A 19,557-nucleotide genomic window follows, 5' to 3' on the forward strand; every position below is an offset into this window, starting at 1 on the left:
GTACCCGGTACATTTGACTTATTGGGAAAGGCGGTTGGTGGCGGTACACCAAGGAAGGTTAGCAAGGAGGAAGCTTATGGAGAGGTTTGATTATTTGATCATCGGTAACTCGGTGGGTGCCGTCGGTTGTATGGAAACCCTGCGCTCTTTTGACCGGGACAGCTCTGTGGCTGTGATTGGGGAAGAACCGCACCATGTTTATTCCCGGGCCCTGTTGCCCTATTACCTGGACGTGGAAGTGCCAGTGGAAAAAATGCTTTACCGCCCCGCCGGCTTTTATGAGCGCCTGGGGGTAACCCCCATACTCGGCCGGCGGGCGGTGAGCCTGGATGTGGCCGGCCGGGTGGTGCGGATGGATGACGGGCGGACCATCGCCTATGGCCAGTTGCTTCTGGCCACCGGCGGGCGGCCCGTTGTGCCCCCCGTACCGGGAATGGATCCGGATAAGGAAAACATATGCAACTTTGTGGCCCTGCAGGACCTCCAGCGCATCGGACGACTGCTTCCGGCGGCCGGGCGGGTGGTGGTCCTGGGGGGCGGCATTATCGGGTTAATGGCCGCCGAGGCACTGCATAAAAAAGGTCTGCAGGTCAGTGTGGTGGAACTGGCTCCCCGGGTGCTGGCCCCGGTGCTGGATGAAACGGCTTCCCGTCTGGTGGAGGAAACCTTCCGCCGTTCCGGGGTGGCCATTTATACCGGCACCACCTTCAAAGAAGTTATGGGCGGGGAGCGGGCCACCGGTGTGGTGCTTACCGACGGCACAACCCTTTCCTGCGACCTGCTGGTGGTGGCCGTGGGCGTGGTGCCCCGGACTGATCTGGCGAAGGAGGCGGGCCTGGCGGTGAACCGGGGTATCCTGGTGAGTAAGCGGATGGAAACCTCCGCCGCCGGCGTGTATGCCTGCGGGGACTGTGCCGAGGTGTACGATTTCCTGCTGGGTGACCGGCGGGTGCTGCCCCTGTGGCCCAATGCCTATGCCGGCGGCCGGGTGGCTGCATACAACATGCTGGGTATGGTGCGGGAATACGACAATGCCACCGCCATGAACGCCATGCATTTCCTGGATCTCAACCTGATCACCGCCGGCCTGAACACCATGGGTGAAAAGGACGGTTTCCAGGTGATCAGCAGGCATGACGGCAACTCCCGCAGCTACCGGCGTTTTGTGCTGAAGGACGACCGGATCTACGGGTTCACCCTGGTGACGGGCATTGCCCGGGCGGGCATTTTCCTTAACCTGATGCGCAAAGGTTGTGCAGTCACTGCCTTTAAAGATAAGCTGCTGGAAGAAAACTTCGGTTACGTGGACACTCCGGAAGCCACCAGGTGGGACTTACTCAGCTACGAGAAAGAGGTGGAACGGCATGCGGCCGCAAGTCAGTGAGCGTTACCTGCCCGAAAAGGATTCCCAGGCCTGTGGACTGTTTGGCGTAATGAATACGGCCGGGGAAAGGTTTGGCGGAGAAATGGCCATCAACGCCATGGTGAACATGAAGTGCCGGGGCAACGGCCTGGGGGGCGGCTTCGCCGTTTACGGCCTGTACCCGGAATACAGGGAATATTACGCACTGCACATCATGTTTGAGCGGCAGCGGCTGGAGGCCAAGGAAATGGTGGATGAGTTTCTGGCCTGTCATTTCCACGTGGTTTACGATGAAGAAATACCCACCAACAAACAGGCCACAGTGTTGAATCCACCGCTGGTCTGGCGCTATTTCGTCTCACCCCGCCAGCATCCGGAAGAGGATAACGGCCTGTCCGACGACGAGTTTGTGGTGGAAAAGGTGATGTTTATCAACACCCGCATCGAAGGCTCCTACGTATTCTCTTCCGGTAAGGACATGGGCGTTTTCAAGGGGGTGGGTTTCCCCGAAGAAATTGCCGATTATTTCATGCTGGACCGGCTGTACAAGGGATACATCTGGACCGCCCACAGCCGCTTTCCCACCAATACGCCGGGATGGTGGGGTGGGGCGCACCCCTTTTCCATCCTGGACTGGACGGTGGTGCACAACGGGGAGATCTCTTCCTACGGCACCAACCGGCGCTATCTGGAAATGTTCGGCTACTACTGCACCCTGTATACGGATACGGAAGTGATGGCCTATGCCGTGGACCTGCTCATGCGCCGGCAGGGACTGCCCATTGAGGTGGTTTCCCGGATCTTCGCCCCGCCCATGTGGGACATCATCGAGCATATGGACGAAAACCGCCGGCAGCTCTACCGGACGCTGCGCATGTCCTACGCCCCCCTTTTGATGAACGGTCCCTTTACGGTCATAGTGGCCCACCATAACGAAATGTTCGGCCTGACCGACCGCATCCGGCTGCGGCCCATAACCGCCGCGGCCGCCGGGGACCTGGTCTTTCTTTCGTCCGAAGAAGCGGCCATCCGGGCGGTGGCGCCACGGCTGGACCTGGCCTGGACGCCCCCCGGCGGAGAGCCGGTGGTGGCGCGGCTGCATACCAGCGACCACCTGGCCAGCCTGGCCCGGGCCGTGTAACACCCGTAAGTTAATGACCGGTGCCAGGCACCAGATTTATTAACTTAATGGCGGGCGTCTTCCGCCGGGTCACCAACAAGATCACATGATGAGGGTGAGATAAACATGTATTCCCATCTGCTACCCGAATTTCTGGTTGAACGGCGCAACGACCGGTGCATCAAGTGCCGGGTCTGCGAGCGGCAATGTCCCAATGAGGTGCACCGGTATGATCCGGAACTGGATCTTATGTTCAGTGACGAAAGTACGTGTGTGGGCTGCCAGCGCTGTGTGGTTTTCTGTCCCACCGGCGCCCTGACCGTATACCCGCACCCCACCACCTACCGGCCCCATGCCAGCTGGACCAGGGAAAAGATGCAGGATTTAAAAAAGCAGGCGGAAACCGGGGGGGTTATTTTAACCGGCAGCGGCAATGACAAGCCCTTCCGCATTTACTGGGACCACCTGGTTTTAAACGCTTCCCAGGTAACCAACCCGTCCATCGATCCGCTGCGGGAGCCTATGGAACTGCGCACTTACCTGGGGCGCAAACCGGACACCCTGCAGGTGGAAATGTGCGGCGATCATGTTTCCATTGTATCCCAGCTCTCACCCAATGTGCCGGTGGAAACACCCATTCTTTTTTCGGCCATGTCCTACGGCGCCATCAGCTACCAGGCCTTTGTATCCCTGGCCATGGCCGCCAGAGAAGCGGGCACCCTGTTCAACACCGGTGAAGGCGGCCTGCCCCGGGAAATGCGGGAAAAGTTCGGCAGGAACGCCGTTGTGCAGTGCGCCAGCGGCCGCTTTGGCGTGGACCCGGAGTACCTGAATGCGGCGGCCGCGGTGGAGATCAAGATCGGCCAGGGGGCCAAGCCGGGTATCGGCGGGCACCTGCCGGGAGAAAAGGTGGCGGCCAACATTGCCCTGACCCGGATGATTCCCGAGGGCACCGACGCCCTTTCTCCGGCGCCGCAGCATGACATATACTCCATCGAAGACCTGTCCATGCTCATCTACGCCCTGAAGGAGGCCACCAACTACGAAAAGCCGGTTTCCGTGAAAATTGCCGCGGTGCATAATGTGGCGGCCATTGCCTCCGGGATAGTGCGGGCCGGGGCGGACATTGTGGCCATTGATGGTTTGCGGGGCGGTACCGGTGCGGCGCCCAAGATTATCCGGGATAACGTGGGCATTCCCATCGAGCTGGCCCTGGCCGCCGTTGACCGGCGGCTGCGGGAAGAGGGCATCCGGCACAAGTGCTCCATCATCGCGGCCAGCGGCATCCGCTGCAGCGCCGATGTGATCAAGGCCATTGCCCTGGGGGCGGACGCGGTGTACATCGGCTCGGCGGCACTGGTGGCCATGGGCTGTACCCTGTGCCAGAAATGCTACACCGGCAAGTGCGCCTGGGGCATCTGCACCCAGGATCCCTACCTCACCCGCCGCTTGAACCCCGAAATTACCAGCCAGCGTCTGGTGAACCTGCTGCGGGGCTGGAGCCACGAGATAAAGGAAATGCTGGGCGGCATGGGTATCAATGCCATTGAAAGCCTGCGGGGCAACCGGGAACACCTGCGGGGTGTGGGGCTGGAAAGCTGGGAACTGGATGTACTGGGAGTAAAAGGAGCGGGGGAGTGATAGTATGGCGGTAACCTATGCCCGGTTTGGACTGCGGGAAATGTTTCTGGGCGGGGTCAGGTCCCTGGAGGAACTGAGAAGTCGCCTTACGGTAAAGGGATCGGAAGCGAAAATTGACGCCCGGGATCTGGTGCACAAGGAAATAAACGACCTGATCCGGGAAGCAGCCCTGGGTGGTGCGCGCAAGATCACCCTGTATAATGTTTGTGGTCAGCGTTATATCGGCACCCGCCTGTTCCTGCCGGAAAGGGAGGATAAAATAGAGATTCATGTTTATTCCACGCCGGGCAACGACCTGGGGGCCTTCCTGGCCGGGCACCGCATTGTGGTACACGGCAATGCCCAGGACGGGGTGGGCAACACCATGGACGACGGGGAAATCGTAGTCCACGGGCGGGCCGGTGACATTGTGGGCATGTCCATGCGCGGGGGTAAAGTATTTATCCGGGACAGCGTGGGCTACCGGGCGGCCATTCATATGAAGGAATACACCGGCAAGGTGCCGGTCCTGGTCATCGGCGGTACGGCCCAGGATTTCTTTGGCGAGTACATGGCCGGGGGTGTGGTCATCCTGCTGGGCCTGAACCTGCAGCCGGGGGAGCGGCACCATGCCCACTACATGGGTACGGGCATGCACGGCGGGGTGATTTACCTGCGGGGGGAAGTGGCCCCCTACCAGCTGGGAAAGGAAGTGGGCGTGCTGGAACTGGACGACAGCGACCGGCGGGTGCTGGAGAGACATGTGGGTGAATTTGCCGCCCACTTCGGCCAGGACGCCGCCGGCATCCTGGACGCCCGGTTTGTGAAGCTGCTGCCCGTTTCCAAAAGACCCTACGGCCGGATTTACGCCTATTAGGTTATGGTATTATTTGCAGCGCCTGGCATCTGGCGGCGCTGTTTTTTATTTCGTATATATGTTCACGGTAGGGTGATATATGTTAAAATAAAGCTATTCCAGTAGAACGGGGGGATAGGGTGTGAGACATACCTTAGCGGTGCTGGTGCTGAATAAGCCGGGGGTGCTGGCCCGGATTTCGGGCCTGTTGAGCCGGCGGGTGTTCAATATCGAAAGTATTGCCGCCGGATATACCGAGGAGCCGGACATCACCCGTATTACCATTGTGGTCAACGGGGACGACCGGGAACTGGACCAGGTGGTCAAACAGCTGTCCAAACTGGTGGATGTGATCAAGATCCAGGAACTGCAGACCAACGAATCCATAGAACGGGAGCTGGCCCTGATCAAGGTGAAGGCGGATCCGGCCCGCCGCTCCGATATAGTCGATATTGTGGAGATCTTCCGGGCCGGCATTGTGGATATCAACCGGGAGACCATGGTCATTGAATTAACCGGTGATGAAGAAAAGATTAATGCCCTGTGCGCGGTTCTGGAAGATCACGGCATCGTGGAAATGGTACGTACGGGCAAGATCGCCCTCCGCCGTGGTCCGGGGGCGGCCAAGCATCATCCGGGTCCGGTAAATAATGTTTTGTAACAGGTAAGTATTGACATATTCCCTGTAAAAAGGTATATAATATGTTGTAATAAAAGACTTGTGGTCGAAGGGGAGGATCTGGCCGTGGCCCAGGTAAAAAGGATCATGATTAGCCTGCCCGACAACCTCCTGGCCGAGGTAGACGGGATTGTGGCGGCGGAAAGGCTGAACCGCAGTGAATTAATCCGGGAGGCCATGCGTCTTTATATTGCTGAACGCAAGCGCCGGCAGTTGCGGGAACAGATGAAAAAGGGCTACCTGGAAATGGCCAGTATCAACCTTGCCCTGGCGGTGGAACAGTATCGCCTGGAAGCAGAAGTGGTACGACAGTATGAGAGGGCGGAGGTAAAATAGCACATGCCCATGCATGTCCGCCGCGGTGACATTTTTTACGCGGACTTAAGCCCCGTGGTGGGTTCTGAACAGGGGGGAACCAGGCCGGTGCTGATCATTCAAAATGATATCGGTAACCAGTACAGCCCCACCACCATTGTGGCGGCCATTACTTCCCAGATTGCCAAGGCCAAACTCCCCACCCACGTGGAAATGCCCGCCAGGCCCGGCGGGCTGGAAAGGGATTCGGTCATCCTGCTGGAACAAATTCGCACCATTGATAAGAGCCGCTTAATGGAAAAAGTCACTTCCCTGAGCAGTGAAGCTATGCAAAAAGTGAACCAGGCCATTGAAATCAGCCTGGGACTGGTGGAAATTTAAAAACCGGACAGGCACCTGCCAAAGGTGCTTTTCTGTTATTGGGGGTGGCATTGATGTCGCCCGTTATCGGCATTACCTGTGCCTGGGACGAACCGGCCGGCCGTTATTTTTTAAGCCGTTACTATACCGCGGCGGTGGAAGAGGCCGGGGGAAGGCCTGTATTGCTCCCCCACCCGCCGCCAAAAAGGAGCGGCATGGTTTTACCGGCCTTTCTGGACGGGCTGATTCTCTCCGGAGGTGGTGATGTGGACCCCTCATACTTCGGGGAAGAACCGCTGCCCGGATTGGGCGAGATTGCCCCGGAGCGGGACGCCTTTGAAATGGAACTAACCCGCCGGGCGCTGGCCGCCGGTCTGCCACTTCTGGGCATTTGCCGGGGTGCCCAGGTATTGAATATTGCTGCCGGGGGAGATATTTATCAGGATATAAAAAGCCAGGTTCCCGGGTGCCTGCAGCACGGCCAGCAGGGTCCCCGCTGGTTTCCCAGCCATAATATAACCATAGAGGGAGGTACCCGGTTGGCCCGGATTCTGGGCAGCGGAATCCGGCGGGTCAACAGCTTCCATCACCAGGCTGTCCGGCGGGTGGCCCCCGGTTTTAAGGTGGCCGCCCGGGCCACCGACGGCATCATTGAAGCCATTGAATACAGTGGTCCTGCCTTTGTGCTGGGAGTGCAGTGGCATCCCGAAACCATGTGGGAACGGGATGGAACCGCCCTGGATCTTTTTAAGGCCCTGGTGGAGGCAGCGGTTAATTTTTCAGGCGGCGCTTAAATCCAATGACTAACGACCATTTTTTAAGGGAGCTGATATTTATGCTGGCCATAACCGGCGGCCGGGTAGTGACCATGGCCGGGCCCGTGTATGATCCCGGGATGGTGCTGGTGGAAGGGGGCAGGATTGTCTCCGCCGGCCCGGCCACGGGGGTGCCGGCCGGGGCGCAGGTAGAGGACGTTACGGGGATGTGGGTATTGCCCGGATTTATTGATGCCCACTGCCATGTGGGCATCTTTGAGGAGATTTACCGGGAGGAGGGGGACGACACCAACGAATTCACCGATCCGGTCACTCCCCACCTGCGGGCCATCGATGCCATAAATCCGGCGGACCTGGGTTTTAAGGACGCCCTTTCCGGCGGGGTGACCACCCTGGCTACCGGTCCCGGCAGCGCCAACATCCTGGGCGGGGAAATGCTGGCCATGAAAACCTGGGGACGGGTGGTGGATGCCATGGTCCTGCAATCTCCAGTGGGGTTGAAGGCCGCCCTGGGGGAAAATCCCAAGCGCAGCTACGGCAAGGAGAAAAAAATGCCGGCCACCCGGATGGCCTCGGCGGCCCTTTTGCGGGAGAGTCTGGCCAAAGCCCTGGACTACGGTCGTAAACTGGACGCGGCCGCAGGTGGTAAGGGGGAAAGGCCGGACCGGGATTTGAAAATGGAATCCCTTTTGCGTGTATTGCGCCGGGAAATCCCCCTGCGTGTCCATGCCCACCGGGCCGATGACATTATGACCGCCCTGCGCATAGCCCGGGAATTTAACCTTAAGCTGGTGGTGGAACATTGCACCGAGGGACATCTGGTGGCCGGGGAACTGGCGGATTACGGAGCCATGGCCGTGGTGGGACCGGTGATTACCAGCCGGGTTAAAGTGGAGCTCAAGGGCATTTCCCTGCAAACGGCCCGGGTGTTGTCAGAAGCCGGTGTGACCATGGCCATTATGACCGATCACCCGGTGGTGCCTATCCAGTATCTGGTCCTGTCGGCCGGGTTGACCACCCGGGGCGGATTGTCCGAGGAAAAGGCCCTGGCGGCCATTACCCTGGACGCGGCCCGTATACTGGGCCTGGAAAACCGTCTGGGCAGCCTGGAACCGGGCAAGGACGCCGATATCACCATCCTGTCCGGGCATCCTTTCGACACCCGGACCAGGGTGGTAAAAACATATGTTAACGGTTATCCGGCATATCAATACTAATACAGGATAAACGCCCCATTTCCAGGCGGGTAACCGTTCATAAAACGGCTTCGGCAAATAGCAAAAGCAAGTCCTGTCAAAGGGAACGATGTTGTAGTAACCGGTGCGGGTCATGGGAGCAAGCGGGACAATATCGTGCCTGAAACGGACTGACAGAAATTATTACCCGGCAATTTCTGTAATAGTCATATCCTGTAGAACAAATGACCTGTTTCGACTGTGTAAATGATCCAATAGCGGCTTCACCTTACCGGCTTCAGACGGTCATAATTCCCCGCCGACAAGATTCGCCATCTTTTTTATGAAAATATATGGATCCTGCGGGAGGATTCAATTCCTTTGCGTCGAATGTATTACTCCTGAATAACGAGGAAAGATCATACTTCAATGTCAATTGATGTCTTTATTTGTCGGAGGTGCGGGGGTTGAGGAGAGATTGTCTGGATGTGCTGGTGGTGGATGACCAGCCAGGTGTCCGTTACCTGCTGGATATTTTGGTAAAAGAGGCCGGCCACCGGGTTCATACGGCCGAGAACGGGCTGGAAGCCATAGAGAAGGTGCGCCAGATCCGGCCCCATCTCATTTTTATGGATGTGCGCATGCCCCTCATGGGCGGACTGGAGGCTTTGGGACGCATCAAGAGAATAGTTCCCGAGGCGGAAGTGATAATTATGACCGCTTATATTTCCGATGAGACGGTGAACCAGGCGCTGCAAAAAGGGGCATTGTGTTGTATGGCCAAGCCCTTTGATATTGAAAAGGTCAAAAACCTGCTGCGAGACTTTGCCTGGCAAAGGGACAGGGAATATTTCCTGGCCGGCAGTTATGTCATTTAAAAGGACCCGGGGGCAGGAAAAGGTAACGGTTTTTTTTTTACGTAAACAGGTTATACTGCATACATTAAAGTGGTAATACCACGGTTTGCCTCCCTGTTCTACGGAACAGCGGGATTGCCTGGTACAGGGAAAGAAACCGGATAATTGCCGGTTTGAATACCAATCATTAAGTTATAAGGTTGGTATTTCTTTTGGAGGTTTGTCGCCGATGAACAAATATTACCGCATAATGGATGCCAACTTCAACCGCGCCCGGGAGGGGTTGCGGGTGGTGGAGGAGGTGGCCCGCTTCATCCTGAATGATCCCGGCCTGACCATGGAAGCCCGCGAATTGCGCCACCGGCTGAGCCTTGCCCAGCAATTCTTTCCCGGGGGAGGGGTTGCTTTTTTGCATGCCCGGGATGTGGCGGCCGATGTGGGTGCCGCTGCACCCCCGGCCGGGGAGGAAGAAAGGGATGTCATTCAGCTGGTGCTGGCCAACTTTAAGCGGGTACAGGAAGCGGCCCGGGTGCTGGAGGAATACGCCACCCTTTGTGATGGGGAAGGCCCGTTTAAAGAGATCCGTTACCGTGCTTACCGCCTGGAACGGCAGGTGGTGGAGCGGCTCCGGCAACTGGGGCCGGAGGATTCCGTTCCGCCGGAACGACCTGTGCCTGTACCGGCAGGGGGGTACCACTGTCACCGGAGTAGAGCTGTTTGCCGGATTGATTGTTCCCTTTATGTAATCACCGGGGATAAGTTCGGCCATGGTCGGCCCATTGTGGAAGTGGCCGTGGCGGCCATTGACGGTGGGGCCACCGTGTTGCAGTTACGGGAAAAGGACTTCACGTCCAGGCAACTGGTGGACGTGGGGCACCAGCTGCGCCATCTGACCAGGCAGCGGGGCGTGACCTTTATAGTCAACGACCGGGTGGACATCGCCCTGGCCGTGGATGCCGACGGTGTGCATCTGGGACAGGACGACCTGCCCGTTGGTATGGCCCGGCGCATTTTAGGACCGGGAAAAATCATCGGCATTTCCACCCACAGCCTGGAACAGGCCCTGGAGGCACAAAGACAGGGGGCCGATTATATCGGCGTGGGGCCGGTTTATGAAACCCATACCAAGGATGATGTGCTCCCCCCCGTGGGGGTGGATCTGGTCCGGCAGGTGTCGGCCCGGGTAAGCATTCCCAAAGTGGCCATAGGCGGGATCAAGGCCCACAATGTGGCCGAAGTGATGAAAGCAGGAGCCGATGGAGTGGCGGTGGTGACGGCGGTGTGGGCCGCCGGGGATGTATCCGGCGCCGCCCGGGAACTGCTTTCCCGGGTGCGGGAGGCGGGGGCTGGTAACCGGTGAAGGTAACAGTTCGCCGCTGGTCCGATGGCTTGCTCGCCGTGGTACTGTCAGCGCGGGGCACTGGAGTGAGCGTGGACAATACGGCGACAAAGTGGTTTTATTGATTATTTATACAGAACGCTGACATTACGGGCATCATCTTTCCGATGCCCCTTTTGTTTGGAACGCTTGATTTACCGCAGCCCGGCCAATTTTTCTTTTTCTTGTGCCGTGATTTTTTTTGGAGTATAATCCATCAGAGGAAGGGATAATCTTGAAGCTCCACGAGTTGGGGGAATTTGGCCTGATTAAGCGTTTGTCCGGGGATTTGCTCAGCCGGCCGGCGGAAGTGATCCGTGGGGCGGGGGATGATGCGGCTGTTTTGCAGCTGGACGGCTCCCTGTGGACCCTCTTGACTACGGACATGCTGGTGGAAGGGGTGCATTTTTCCCTGGAATGGGCCAGCCCCGTGCAGGTAGGGATTAAGACCGTAGCGGTAAATGTCAGTGATATTGCGGCTATGGGCGGCTGGCCGGCCCACGCGGTAATCTCCCTGGGATTGCCTGAAAGATCAACAGTGGAGGAAATTGATGAACTTTACCGTGGTATCCGGCAGGCGGCCGGGGAGTATGGTGTGAACATCGTTGGTGGAGATACGGTGAAAAGCCCGGACCGGCTGGTGATCAACCTGACCCTGCTGGGATATGTGGAAGCCGGCCGGGCGGTTTTCCGCAGCGGTGCCGGGGTGGGGGACCGGATTTATGTTACCGGTGGCCTGGGGGCTTCGGCGGCCGGTTTGTTTCTCTGCCGGCACCCGGCGTTGCCCGTGGATCCGGCGGTGGCGACCTGCCTGCGCCGTGCCCACCTGGAGCCCCGGGCCAGGCTGGCGGCCGGGAGGCTGTTGTCTGCAGCCGGGGTTACGGCCATGGATGATATCAGTGACGGCCTGGCCGGGGAATTGATGGAAATTTGCCGGGCCAGCGGTGTGGGCTGCCTGGTGCGGGAAGAGGCTATCCCGGTGGATCCCCGGGTGCGGGCGGTAGCCGACCTGGCCGGGGTGGACCCCCTGCAATGGGTGCTATCGGGGGGGGAAGATTTTGAGCTCCTTTTTACCGTGCCCCCCGGACTGGCCGGGCCGGTGGAAGTAAAACTGGCCGCCGCCGGAGAGAATTGTTACTGCATTGGCGAAGTGATTCCATCCGGCAGTGGTCTCTTGCTGGAAAGGGCCGGTGGACGGGTGGTTCCCCTGCAGGCCCGGGGTTACGATCATTTCGCCGGATAGGGTATTTGCCGGCCGGTCCCGGGCCGGGGATTTTACCGGGTGTCGGTTTTAAAAACCGGTATTCTATAACGTCTGAATGGAGATTGGTGTTGATCGATGGAACTGGTATGGCAAACCCGTTCCGCCGGGGAAACGGAAGATTTTGGCCGCCTGCTGGGCAATCTGCTGGCGCCGGGCGATGTTTTATGTTTGTACGGTGATTTGGGTGCGGGCAAGACGACCCTGGCCCGGGGAATAGCCCGGGGGCTGGGTGTCGGTGGTCCGGTGACCAGTCCTACCTTCAATCTGATCCATGAATACGACGGGCGGCTGCCCTTTTATCATATGGATGTCTACCGCCTGAGCGGGACGGAGGATATGTTCGACCTGGGCTATGAGGAATACTTTTACGGCCGGGGAGTGACCCTGGTGGAATGGGCCGAACGGGCAAGTGAAGTTTTGCCCGGGGAGCGGCTGGACATTTATCTGGAGGCGTATTCCGGTGAACCGGACTGGCGGGAAATACGGTTGTTTTCCCGGGGGAAACGTTATGAGGAACTGGTAAAGGAGCTGGATGCCCTTGTACGTACTGGGCATTGAGGCAGCCACACCGGTGGCGGCGGTGGCCGTGGTGGATGGGGAAAAGCTGCTGGCCGAACGGATGGTGCATAACCAGCGCACCCATTCGGTGAATCTTTTGCCCATGATCAAGGCGGTGCTGGAAGATGCAGAAGTAAAATATAACGTGTTGTCCGGTATTGCCGTTTCCGCGGGCCCCGGTTCCTTTACCGGCCTGCGTATTGGTATGGCTACGGCCAAAACCCTGGCTCAGGTGTGGGGACTACCCGTGGTGGGCGTCAGCACCCTGGAGGCTCTGGCTCACCCTTTGACCGGCCAAAAGGGGTTGATTTGCCCCATACTGAATGCCCGGAAAAACGAGGTATACGCAGCCATCTACCGGACGACGGACGGCCGGCTGGAGTTGCTGGACGGTCCTATGGCCGTAGAACCCGGGGAGTTGGCCCGGAATTTAAAGCAACGGAAAACACCGGTAACCATCCTGGGGGACGGGGTGCCCGTGTATGGCCGGTTTTTCCAGGCGGAACTGGGAACGCAGCTTTTTCTTGCCCCGGGCAGCGCCCGCTGGCCCCGGGGGGCGGCGGTGGCCGAACTGGGTTACCGGCGGTTGCGGGACGGGGGAGGCGTGGACCCCCTGGCCCTGCTGCCGCAGTATATCCGTCCCCCGGAGGCGGAGGTTAAATGGATGCAGAAAATAAAAAGATAAGCCGGTGGGCCGTATGGAACTTACCTTTAGGGATATGACCTTTGAGCATCTGGAGGAAGTGCTGGCCATCGAGCAGACCTCTTTCCCCACCCCCTGGTCCCGTTATGCCTTTTCCTATGAACTCCTGGAAAATGAATTTGCCTGTTATATTGTAGCTTTGCACGGTTCCAGGGTGGTGGGCTATGCGGGTATGTGGTTGATTCTGGATGAAGCCCACGTCACCAATGTGGCCGTTCACCCTGCCTGGCGGGGTCAGAGGGTGGGCCGCAAGTTGATGAAAGAATTGATCCGCCGGGCGGCTCTGCTGGGTGCCGTCCGGATGACCCTGGAGGTACGCGCCTCCAACCGGGTGGCCCGTAACCTGTATCAGTCCCTGGGTTTTGTGGAAAGGGGCCGGCGGCGGGGCTATTATACCGATACCAGAGAGGATGCGCTGATTATGTGGATGGACCCGCTAATTGTGTAAATTAAAATTGCTTGAGGGGGGTGTTGCCGGTGAGCGGTAGTTGGCGACTGGTCATCCGCCTGGGCGGGCTGGTACTGGTGGGCGGGGCGCTTTTGTCCGGATTGCCTTCAGGATGGGCCATTGGTCTGGTGGTGGTGGGGTTTGCCCTTTTTTTGCTGGCCGGCGGTGGAGGGTGAAATTGCTGACTCCGGTTGGTCAACCGTGAAAAAAATATGGACAGGGCCTACCGGTTATGTTATAATCTGACTAACTGAACAGGTGGACGGGTGCGCCTGCTGCAGGCAGGGTAGAGGGAAGTCAGTGTGAATCTGACGCGGTGCCGCCACTGTAAATGGGAAGCCATCCACAGGAGGCCACTGGCGCATTGAGCCGGGAAGGCGTGGAGAGGCGATGATCCATGAGCCAGGAAACCTGCTCGTTCCTTTTCACCGTTTGTACCTGCGGTTCATGGGGAGGTGAAGTGTTTTCGCGGAAAAACCCCCTGCATCCGTTACGGGCAGGGGGGTTTTTAGTTTGGGTACAATTAAATGGGAATAGGTGCCTTATCCCGAGGGATGGGGCTTAAATAAAAGTGGTGCGTTCCCTTTTGCCGGGGGAGTTCCTTTAAATGATCGAACTTAAAGGGGCAATGACCGGCCGGCAGAAAAGGGCGAGCCTATTCCACTCCTTGTGCCGGCGGACACCGGGGGTTGGTGTGGTTTGTCCTTTGGGGGAAGCGCTTTTTTTATCCACCCGGTGCGGACGGCAGGGAAGTTATCGCAGTTTGCCCGGCGTTGCCGGTGTCTGTGCTTGTTCCGTCACCGGCCTGCCTGTGCAGTGGCGGGGGCGGGCCCCCCCTGTGGCCGGGGGTAAGTACCGGTGAGAAGAAACAGGGGCCAAAATGTTTCTCCCACGGACGGCAGCGTGGGCATCACGGATTTATTAACCGTTCCGGTAGGAGGTTTTGTTTATGAAACACAGAGTTTCCCTCTTTCTTTTGCTGGCAGTCCTGTTGCTGTTCTTTCCCCAGCAAAACGCCTGGGCCATGCACATAATGGAAGGGTTTCTACCTTTAAGATGGTGCCTTTTCTGGTATGCCGTTACCCTGCCCTTTCTGGTGGTGGGAATATTCTCCATTTATAGATCCGTCAGGGCCAATCCGGGGGTGAAAATGCTTCTGGGGCTGGCCGGCGCCTTTGCCTTTGTGCTGTCGGCCTTAAAATTGCCTTCGGTAACCGGTAGCTGCTCCCATCCCACCGGGGTGGGCCTGGGGGCCATCCTTTTCGGCCCGGCGGCCATGAGCGTGCTGGGTTGTATAGTGCTGCTTTTCCAGGCGGTGTTGCTGGCCCATGGCGGTATAAGCACCCTGGGGGCCAATACCTTTTCCATGGCTGTGGTGGGGCCGCTGGTGGCCTACGGCCTGTTCCGGACCGGCCAGGTGCTGGGTTTGCCCCGGGGTTTGTCCATATTTCTGGCCGCCGCCCTGGGGGATCTGCTGACCTATGTCACCACGGCCTTTCAGCTGGCCCTGGCTTTTCCCGCCCCGGACGGAGGAGTGGTGGCCTCCCTGGTCAAGTTCATGGGCATCTTTGCCGTTACCCAGATTCCCCTGGCCATCAGCGAAGGTATTTTAACCGTGATCATTTTTAACTTCCTGGCCGCCCATAACAGGAACGAGCTGGAAGAACTAAAAGTGCTTTCCCGGGAGGCGTAGAACATGGGTACCGCATATAAAAATCTCTTGCTCATTTTACTGGTAGCGGCCCTGGCCGCTTTTCCCCTGGTTGTGAACCGGGGTGCCGGGTTCAGCGGTGCCGACGATCAGGCTGAGGAAGTAATCAACGAATTGCACCCCGGTTATCAACCCTGGTTCAGCTCCCTCTGGGAACCGCCCAGCAGTGAAATCGAAAGCCTGCTCTTTGCCCTGCAGGCCGCCCTGGGCGCCGGTTTTATCGGTTACTACCTGGGTTACCACCGGGGGCGGAAAAAGTTGATCGTGGAAGAGCAAAAGCTTGCGAAACCCCAATAAAAAAAGTACCGGAGTGTCGGGTTCCGGGGAGTGCCGGGCGGCTAAATCCGGTGGCCGGCCGCTAACGACCAACGACCATTTCTGGGGTGCAGTTACAGGTGTTTAAAATAGATCAATACGCCTATGCCAACAAACTGCGGCAGATGCATCCGGGGGAAAAATTTGCCTTTGCCCTGCTCACCATGACCATTTGCCTGGCGGCCCCGGTTCCCCTGGTGCACCTGGTGGTCATCATGCTTATGGCCGGGATGGTGGTACTGCGGGCGGGTATCCCGGCCCGTTTTTACTGCAAACTGCTGGCCCTGCCCCTTTCTTTTCTTCTTTTAAGCGTGCTGGCAGTTTGCGTATCGGTTACCAGCCATCCGGGCGTGCCGGTCTACGGTCCGGTCATCCACGGGTATGCGGTGGGAGTGACGCTGGCCGGGTTATATCAGGCGGGGTTGATTTTGGGCAAATCCCTGGCCGCCGTTTCCTGTCTGTACTTTCTGTCCCTGACCACACCGGTGGTGGAAATTATTTCCCTGCTGCGTCGGTTGAGGCTGCCATCGTTGTTTCTTGAGCTGATGGGGTTGATCTACCGCTATATATTCGTGGTTATGGAAACGGCAGACCGGATGTATATATCCCAGTCCTCCCGCCAGGGCTACGCATCTTTAAAAACAGCCTATCATTCCCTGGGGCAACTGGTATCCAATCTCTTTATCAAGTCCTACTACCGTTCCTCTGCCCTGTATACCGCCCTTTCCTCCCGGGGATATACGGGGGACCTGCCGGTGCTGGATAATTCCTTTCGTTTGTCCGGTCGCAATATTATCTTCATCTTCCTGGTGGAGCTGTTTCTGGCCGGTCTGGCCTGGCATTACTGGAGGTGGCCTTTTTGACACAATTCATTCTGGAAGCCCGGGACGTGTATTATAAGTATCCCGACGGCACGGAGGCGCTGCAGGGGGTAACCCTGGGCATTCCCGGGGGTGGCCGGGTGGCCGTCCTGGGTTCCAACGGGGCCGGCAAAACAACCCTCTTTTTGCATTTTAACGGCATTTTGCGTCCCCTTAAGGGTGGGGTGTTCTTTGCCGGTGAAGAGGTGCGTTACGACCACCGTTCCCTGATGCAGTTGCGCAAAAATGTGGGCATAGTGTTTCAGGACCCCGATACTCAACTCTTTTCGGCCAGTGTGGTCCAGGAGATTTCCTTTGGTCCTTTAAACCTGGGTCTTTCCAGGGAAGAGGTGCGCCGCCGGGTGGAGGAGGCCATGGCAGCCACGGAAATCGAGGATTTAAAGGACAAACCCACCCACCTGCTGAGCTACGGCCAAAAGAAACGGGTTTGCATTGCCTCCATACTGGCCATGGAACCCCGGGTGCTGATTTGCGACGAGCCCACCGCCGGCCTGGATCCCGCCCATGCGGCCCGGGTTATGGACCTTTTTCAACGTATCAACCGGCAGGGTACCACGGTTGTTCTTTCCACCCACGATGTGGATCTGGCCTATTCCTGGGCCGATTACGTTCTGGTGATGAGCCGGGGCACCGTGGTGGGGCATGGCCTGCCGGAAGAGGTTTTCCGTCGCCAGGAACTCTTGCGGCAGGCCGATTTAACCCGTCCCTGGCTGGTGGAAATACATGAGCACCTTTACCGGAAGGGATGGTTGCCTGCCGGATTGCCGGCGCCCCGCACCAGGGAGGAACTTTTTGATCTCATTCTCACCAGGGGAGCCGCCGGTCCCGGTGGCCTGGCCCCGGTGCATATTTTCCCGGGGGAAAATATGCGTCCCGAATGTGTTCTGTGTATTGCAGGGAAAAAATGACGGGCCACCGGTAGGCGGCCCGTTTTTGTGCGCCCCGCATAGACGCTGACCCGGTGGTGGAAGTCCACTGCAGGCGAGACAGCACCGGCCCTCACCAGGCCGGCGGGGTGTTTTCATCAACTACGGCAAATTGATAACCTTCGGACTGGAGGGTTTCAATGATTTTCGGCAGCGCTTCAATGAGGTGCTGCCTGGTTTGAATATAGCGGCCTGTGGGAGAATTGGCCGGCACCTCCAGGGTGGAAAGATCTGCCCCGTCGTGAAGCAAAATGATGGGGGACCGGTGTATTTTTTCTATTCTACTCACTCCGTTGATTACATTCCAGTAAATCTGATCCGTCGTAGCGCCACGGGAATCCGTATCTCCGCCCACCACGTTCCAGCCCACTGAATGATAGCCTGATTGTCTCAGCTTTTCCCGAAGGGGTTTGGACAGGTTTTCCGGTCCGCCGGGGGCGCGGAATATCTTTACCGGTTCACCGGTGAATTCCTGCAGCACATTACTGCAGGCCTGCAGATCCGCCAGAAAGGCGTCCGGGGAACGGTATATTTTTTTATAATCGTGGGAATAGGTGTGGTTGGCCAGGCCATGACCCGCAGCGATGATCCGCTGGATTAACTCCTTGTTTTGTTCAACGTTTTTCCCCACCACCATAAAAGTGGCTTTTACCTTATATTTAGCCAGGATGTCCAGGACCCGGGGGGTAAAGAACCGGTTGGGGCCGTCATCAAAGGTTAAATAAGCTAACTTACCAGTTGGTTGATATACGTTACCCGCTGTGGTTTCTTTGGCTTCGGCCCGGGGTATGGAGGCGGGAGCGGGCGATTTTCCATCCCGGGTGGAACTGGTGGACGGTTCCGGTTCTTTGCCGGAAGGCGGCTGGGTAGTGGCTTCCTGGTCCCCGGCGGTTGGGGAAAGGGTTTTTTCCATGGCCGTATGATGGGGAGACCAGGTACAACCGGCGAGGATCAAAAAAAATAGGGCCACCAGAATTAGCTTTTTGGTCATAACATTTTTACGGACCCTTCCAGTGGAAAGGCCGCCCTCCTTTTGGGATAGATGGATTTTCTCTGGCCATATTATACATTTTGTCGAAAGGGGGTGCAACGGCATTTTGGGCCATTGACACAGGTTGTCCAGGTCCCCCGGTAAACAGGATACCGGTTAGGCAGTATTTCCTTTTTTTTCTCCCGGAGAATAATTTTTGAACTATCCAGGGGAAAATAAGCCGGGAGGAAGATGATGTGCCTGTAAATGATAAACGTAAAATTGCCGTGGTTGGAGTGGGGGCCGTGGGTTCCGCCAGCGCCTACGCGGTTATGATGAGCGGTCTGGTCAGCGAACTGGTGCTGGTGGACATCAACCGGGAACGGGCCGAGGGGGAAGCCATGGACCTGGCCCACGGCGCATCCTTTATCAAACCCATCCGCATTTACGCCGGTGATTATGGGGATTGCCGGGATGCGGATATTATCATTTTTAGTGCCGGGGTCAACCAGAAGCCGGGGGAAACCCGTCTGGATCTGGTGCAGCGCAATTTTGCCATTTTAAAAGAAACCCTGCCCCACCTGTTGCCCCTGGCAGGGGACGGGATACTGCTGGTGGTGACCAACCCGGTGGACGTCCTTACTTATGCGGCCTTACGCTTAACCAACCTGCCCCCCAACCGGGTGATGGGTTCGGGTACGGTGCTGGACAGCTCCCGCTTCCGCTATCTGCTCAGTGCCTGCTGTCAGGTGGAGCCGCGGAACATCCACGCCTATGTGGTGGGCGAACACGGGGATACGGAGGTTCCCCTGTGGAGCCTGGCCAATATTGCCGGCATTCCGGTGCAGGAATTTTGTTGCTGGCGCGGCGTGCCCTGCATCAAAACCGATGATATTACCCGCCGGGTCCGGGAGGCGGCCTACGAGGTCATTGCCCGCAAGGGCGCCACTTTCTATGCCATCGGCCTGGCCGTTAAACGGATCTGTGAAAGTATTTTGAGGGACGAAAATTCCATTCTGACCGTATCCGGTCTGGTGGACGGCCAGTACGGTATTCAGGACGTTTGTTTCAGCCTGCCTTCCATTGTCAACCGGGAAGGACGTGCGCGGGTACTGTCGGTGCCCCTGGCCCGGGAAGAAGAGGAGGCCTTAAAACACTCGGCCGGTGTGTTGAAGTCCATCCTGGAGCACCTGGACCTGCCTCATGGCAATCTTACCTGAACGCATTGATACTATTACCCATCCATTTATCTGATCTCCCGAATACAGGTGCAGTTCAGCTC

General features: G+C 57.8%; 23 protein-coding genes and 1 riboswitch. Of the genes, 22 read left to right on the forward strand and 1 reads right to left on the reverse strand.

What is annotated here, in order from left to right:
• Positions 1–76: 76 nt before the first annotated feature.
• The 21 genes from GFC01_RS10175 to GFC01_RS10275 all read left to right on the forward strand — a co-directional run bounded on the left by GFC01_RS10175 (position 77) and on the right by GFC01_RS10275 (position 17,287).
• Positions 77–1,384: an NAD(P)/FAD-dependent oxidoreductase gene (locus tag GFC01_RS10175; RefSeq protein ID WP_152946871.1), complete on the forward strand. Its 1,308-nt coding sequence runs from the start codon at positions 77–79 to the stop codon at positions 1,382–1,384.
• On the forward strand, positions 1,365–2,504 hold the full coding sequence (locus GFC01_RS10180) for a class II glutamine amidotransferase (protein ID WP_152946873.1): 1,140 nt from the start codon (positions 1,365–1,367) through the stop codon (positions 2,502–2,504). The genes GFC01_RS10175 and GFC01_RS10180 overlap by 20 nt, the downstream gene beginning before the upstream one ends.
• A gap of 105 nt (positions 2,505–2,609) precedes the next feature.
• The gene (locus GFC01_RS10185; protein ID WP_152946875.1) at positions 2,610–4,124 is read left to right on the forward strand and encodes a glutamate synthase-related protein; all 1,515 of its coding nucleotides are present in this window, start codon (positions 2,610–2,612) and stop codon (positions 4,122–4,124) included.
• A gap of 4 nt (positions 4,125–4,128) precedes the next feature.
• Positions 4,129–4,980 (forward strand): GltB/FmdC/FwdC-like GXGXG domain-containing protein, encoded by an 852-nt coding sequence (locus GFC01_RS10190; RefSeq protein WP_152946877.1) that lies wholly within the window; start codon positions 4,129–4,131, stop codon positions 4,978–4,980.
• Positions 4,981–5,101: 121 nt separating this feature from the next.
• Complete coding sequence (ilvN, locus tag GFC01_RS10195) at positions 5,102–5,620, forward strand: acetolactate synthase small subunit (RefSeq protein ID WP_341473893.1); 519 nt, start codon at positions 5,102–5,104, stop codon at positions 5,618–5,620.
• A gap of 84 nt (positions 5,621–5,704) precedes the next feature.
• Entirely contained in the window at positions 5,705–5,974 is a 270-nt protein-coding gene (locus GFC01_RS10200) for a CopG family ribbon-helix-helix protein (protein WP_341473894.1), read from the forward strand.
• Positions 5,975–5,983: 9 nt separating this feature from the next.
• Positions 5,984–6,334: a type II toxin-antitoxin system PemK/MazF family toxin gene (locus GFC01_RS10205; RefSeq protein ID WP_152946946.1), complete on the forward strand. Its 351-nt coding sequence runs from the start codon at positions 5,984–5,986 to the stop codon at positions 6,332–6,334.
• A 53-nt stretch (positions 6,335–6,387) separates the two neighbouring features.
• Positions 6,388–7,107 (forward strand): gamma-glutamyl-gamma-aminobutyrate hydrolase family protein, encoded by a 720-nt coding sequence (locus GFC01_RS10210; protein ID WP_152946879.1) that lies wholly within the window; start codon positions 6,388–6,390, stop codon positions 7,105–7,107.
• A gap of 41 nt (positions 7,108–7,148) precedes the next feature.
• Positions 7,149–8,306, forward strand: coding sequence for an amidohydrolase (locus GFC01_RS10215; RefSeq protein ID WP_152946881.1), 1,158 nt, complete (start codon positions 7,149–7,151; stop codon positions 8,304–8,306).
• 425 nt (positions 8,307–8,731) lie between these two features.
• Positions 8,732–9,142: a response regulator gene (locus GFC01_RS10220; RefSeq protein WP_152946883.1), complete on the forward strand. Its 411-nt coding sequence runs from the start codon at positions 8,732–8,734 to the stop codon at positions 9,140–9,142.
• Between the two features lie 208 nt (positions 9,143–9,350).
• Entirely contained in the window at positions 9,351–10,481 is a 1,131-nt protein-coding gene (locus GFC01_RS10225; RefSeq protein ID WP_152946885.1) for a thiamine phosphate synthase, read from the forward strand.
• A gap of 253 nt (positions 10,482–10,734) precedes the next feature.
• A complete protein-coding gene (thiL, locus tag GFC01_RS10230) occupies positions 10,735–11,742 on the forward strand; it encodes a thiamine-phosphate kinase (RefSeq protein WP_152946887.1) in 1,008 nt (335 codons plus the stop codon).
• Between the two features lie 96 nt (positions 11,743–11,838).
• Positions 11,839–12,321 carry a tRNA (adenosine(37)-N6)-threonylcarbamoyltransferase complex ATPase subunit type 1 TsaE gene (gene tsaE / locus GFC01_RS10235; RefSeq protein WP_152946889.1) on the forward strand — a complete coding sequence of 161 codons (483 nt, stop codon included), beginning with the start codon at positions 11,839–11,841 and terminating at the stop codon, positions 12,319–12,321.
• Positions 12,302–13,006 carry a tRNA (adenosine(37)-N6)-threonylcarbamoyltransferase complex dimerization subunit type 1 TsaB gene (gene tsaB, locus GFC01_RS10240; protein ID WP_152946891.1) on the forward strand — a complete coding sequence of 235 codons (705 nt, stop codon included), beginning with the start codon at positions 12,302–12,304 and terminating at the stop codon, positions 13,004–13,006. Before tsaE ends, tsaB begins: the two co-directional genes overlap by 20 nt.
• Before the next feature lie 13 nt (positions 13,007–13,019).
• On the forward strand, positions 13,020–13,472 hold the full coding sequence (gene rimI / locus GFC01_RS10245) for a ribosomal protein S18-alanine N-acetyltransferase (protein WP_243137440.1): 453 nt from the start codon (positions 13,020–13,022) through the stop codon (positions 13,470–13,472).
• Between the two features lie 29 nt (positions 13,473–13,501).
• Positions 13,502–13,648 (forward strand): hypothetical protein, encoded by a 147-nt coding sequence (locus tag GFC01_RS10250; protein WP_152946893.1) that lies wholly within the window; start codon positions 13,502–13,504, stop codon positions 13,646–13,648.
• A 71-nt stretch (positions 13,649–13,719) separates the two neighbouring features.
• Positions 13,720–13,905, forward strand: a riboswitch (cobalamin riboswitch).
• 174 nt (positions 13,906–14,079) lie between these two features.
• Positions 14,080–14,334, forward strand: coding sequence for a hypothetical protein (locus GFC01_RS10255; RefSeq protein WP_152946895.1), 255 nt, complete (start codon positions 14,080–14,082; stop codon positions 14,332–14,334).
• 87 nt (positions 14,335–14,421) lie between these two features.
• The gene (locus GFC01_RS10260; protein WP_152946897.1) at positions 14,422–15,165 is read left to right on the forward strand and encodes an energy-coupling factor ABC transporter permease; all 744 of its coding nucleotides are present in this window, start codon (positions 14,422–14,424) and stop codon (positions 15,163–15,165) included.
• Positions 15,166–15,168: 3 nt separating this feature from the next.
• The gene (locus GFC01_RS10265; protein WP_152946899.1) at positions 15,169–15,480 is read left to right on the forward strand and encodes an energy-coupling factor ABC transporter substrate-binding protein; all 312 of its coding nucleotides are present in this window, start codon (positions 15,169–15,171) and stop codon (positions 15,478–15,480) included.
• A gap of 98 nt (positions 15,481–15,578) precedes the next feature.
• Positions 15,579–16,361 (forward strand): cobalt ECF transporter T component CbiQ, encoded by a 783-nt coding sequence (cbiQ, locus tag GFC01_RS10270; RefSeq protein ID WP_341473895.1) that lies wholly within the window; start codon positions 15,579–15,581, stop codon positions 16,359–16,361.
• On the forward strand, positions 16,358–17,287 hold the full coding sequence (locus tag GFC01_RS10275) for an energy-coupling factor ABC transporter ATP-binding protein (protein WP_152946901.1): 930 nt from the start codon (positions 16,358–16,360) through the stop codon (positions 17,285–17,287). Before cbiQ ends, GFC01_RS10275 begins: the two co-directional genes overlap by 4 nt.
• 91 nt (positions 17,288–17,378) lie before the next feature.
• On the opposite strand, the gene GFC01_RS10280 is transcribed toward GFC01_RS10275, so the two are convergent.
• A complete protein-coding gene (locus tag GFC01_RS10280) occupies positions 17,379–18,296 on the reverse strand; it encodes a polysaccharide deacetylase family protein (RefSeq protein ID WP_194174892.1) in 918 nt (305 codons plus the stop codon).
• A 236-nt stretch (positions 18,297–18,532) separates the two neighbouring features.
• Here GFC01_RS10280 and GFC01_RS10285 point away from each other — a divergent pair, with 236 nt between their 5' ends.
• Positions 18,533–19,495 (forward strand): L-lactate dehydrogenase, encoded by a 963-nt coding sequence (locus GFC01_RS10285; RefSeq protein WP_341473896.1) that lies wholly within the window; start codon positions 18,533–18,535, stop codon positions 19,493–19,495.
• The last annotated feature ends 62 nt before the right edge of the window (positions 19,496–19,557 follow it).

The organism is Desulfofundulus thermobenzoicus, from assembly GCF_009428905.1.
Taxonomy (GTDB): domain Bacteria; phylum Bacillota; class Desulfotomaculia; order Desulfotomaculales; family Desulfovirgulaceae; genus Desulfofundulus_A; species Desulfofundulus_A thermobenzoicus.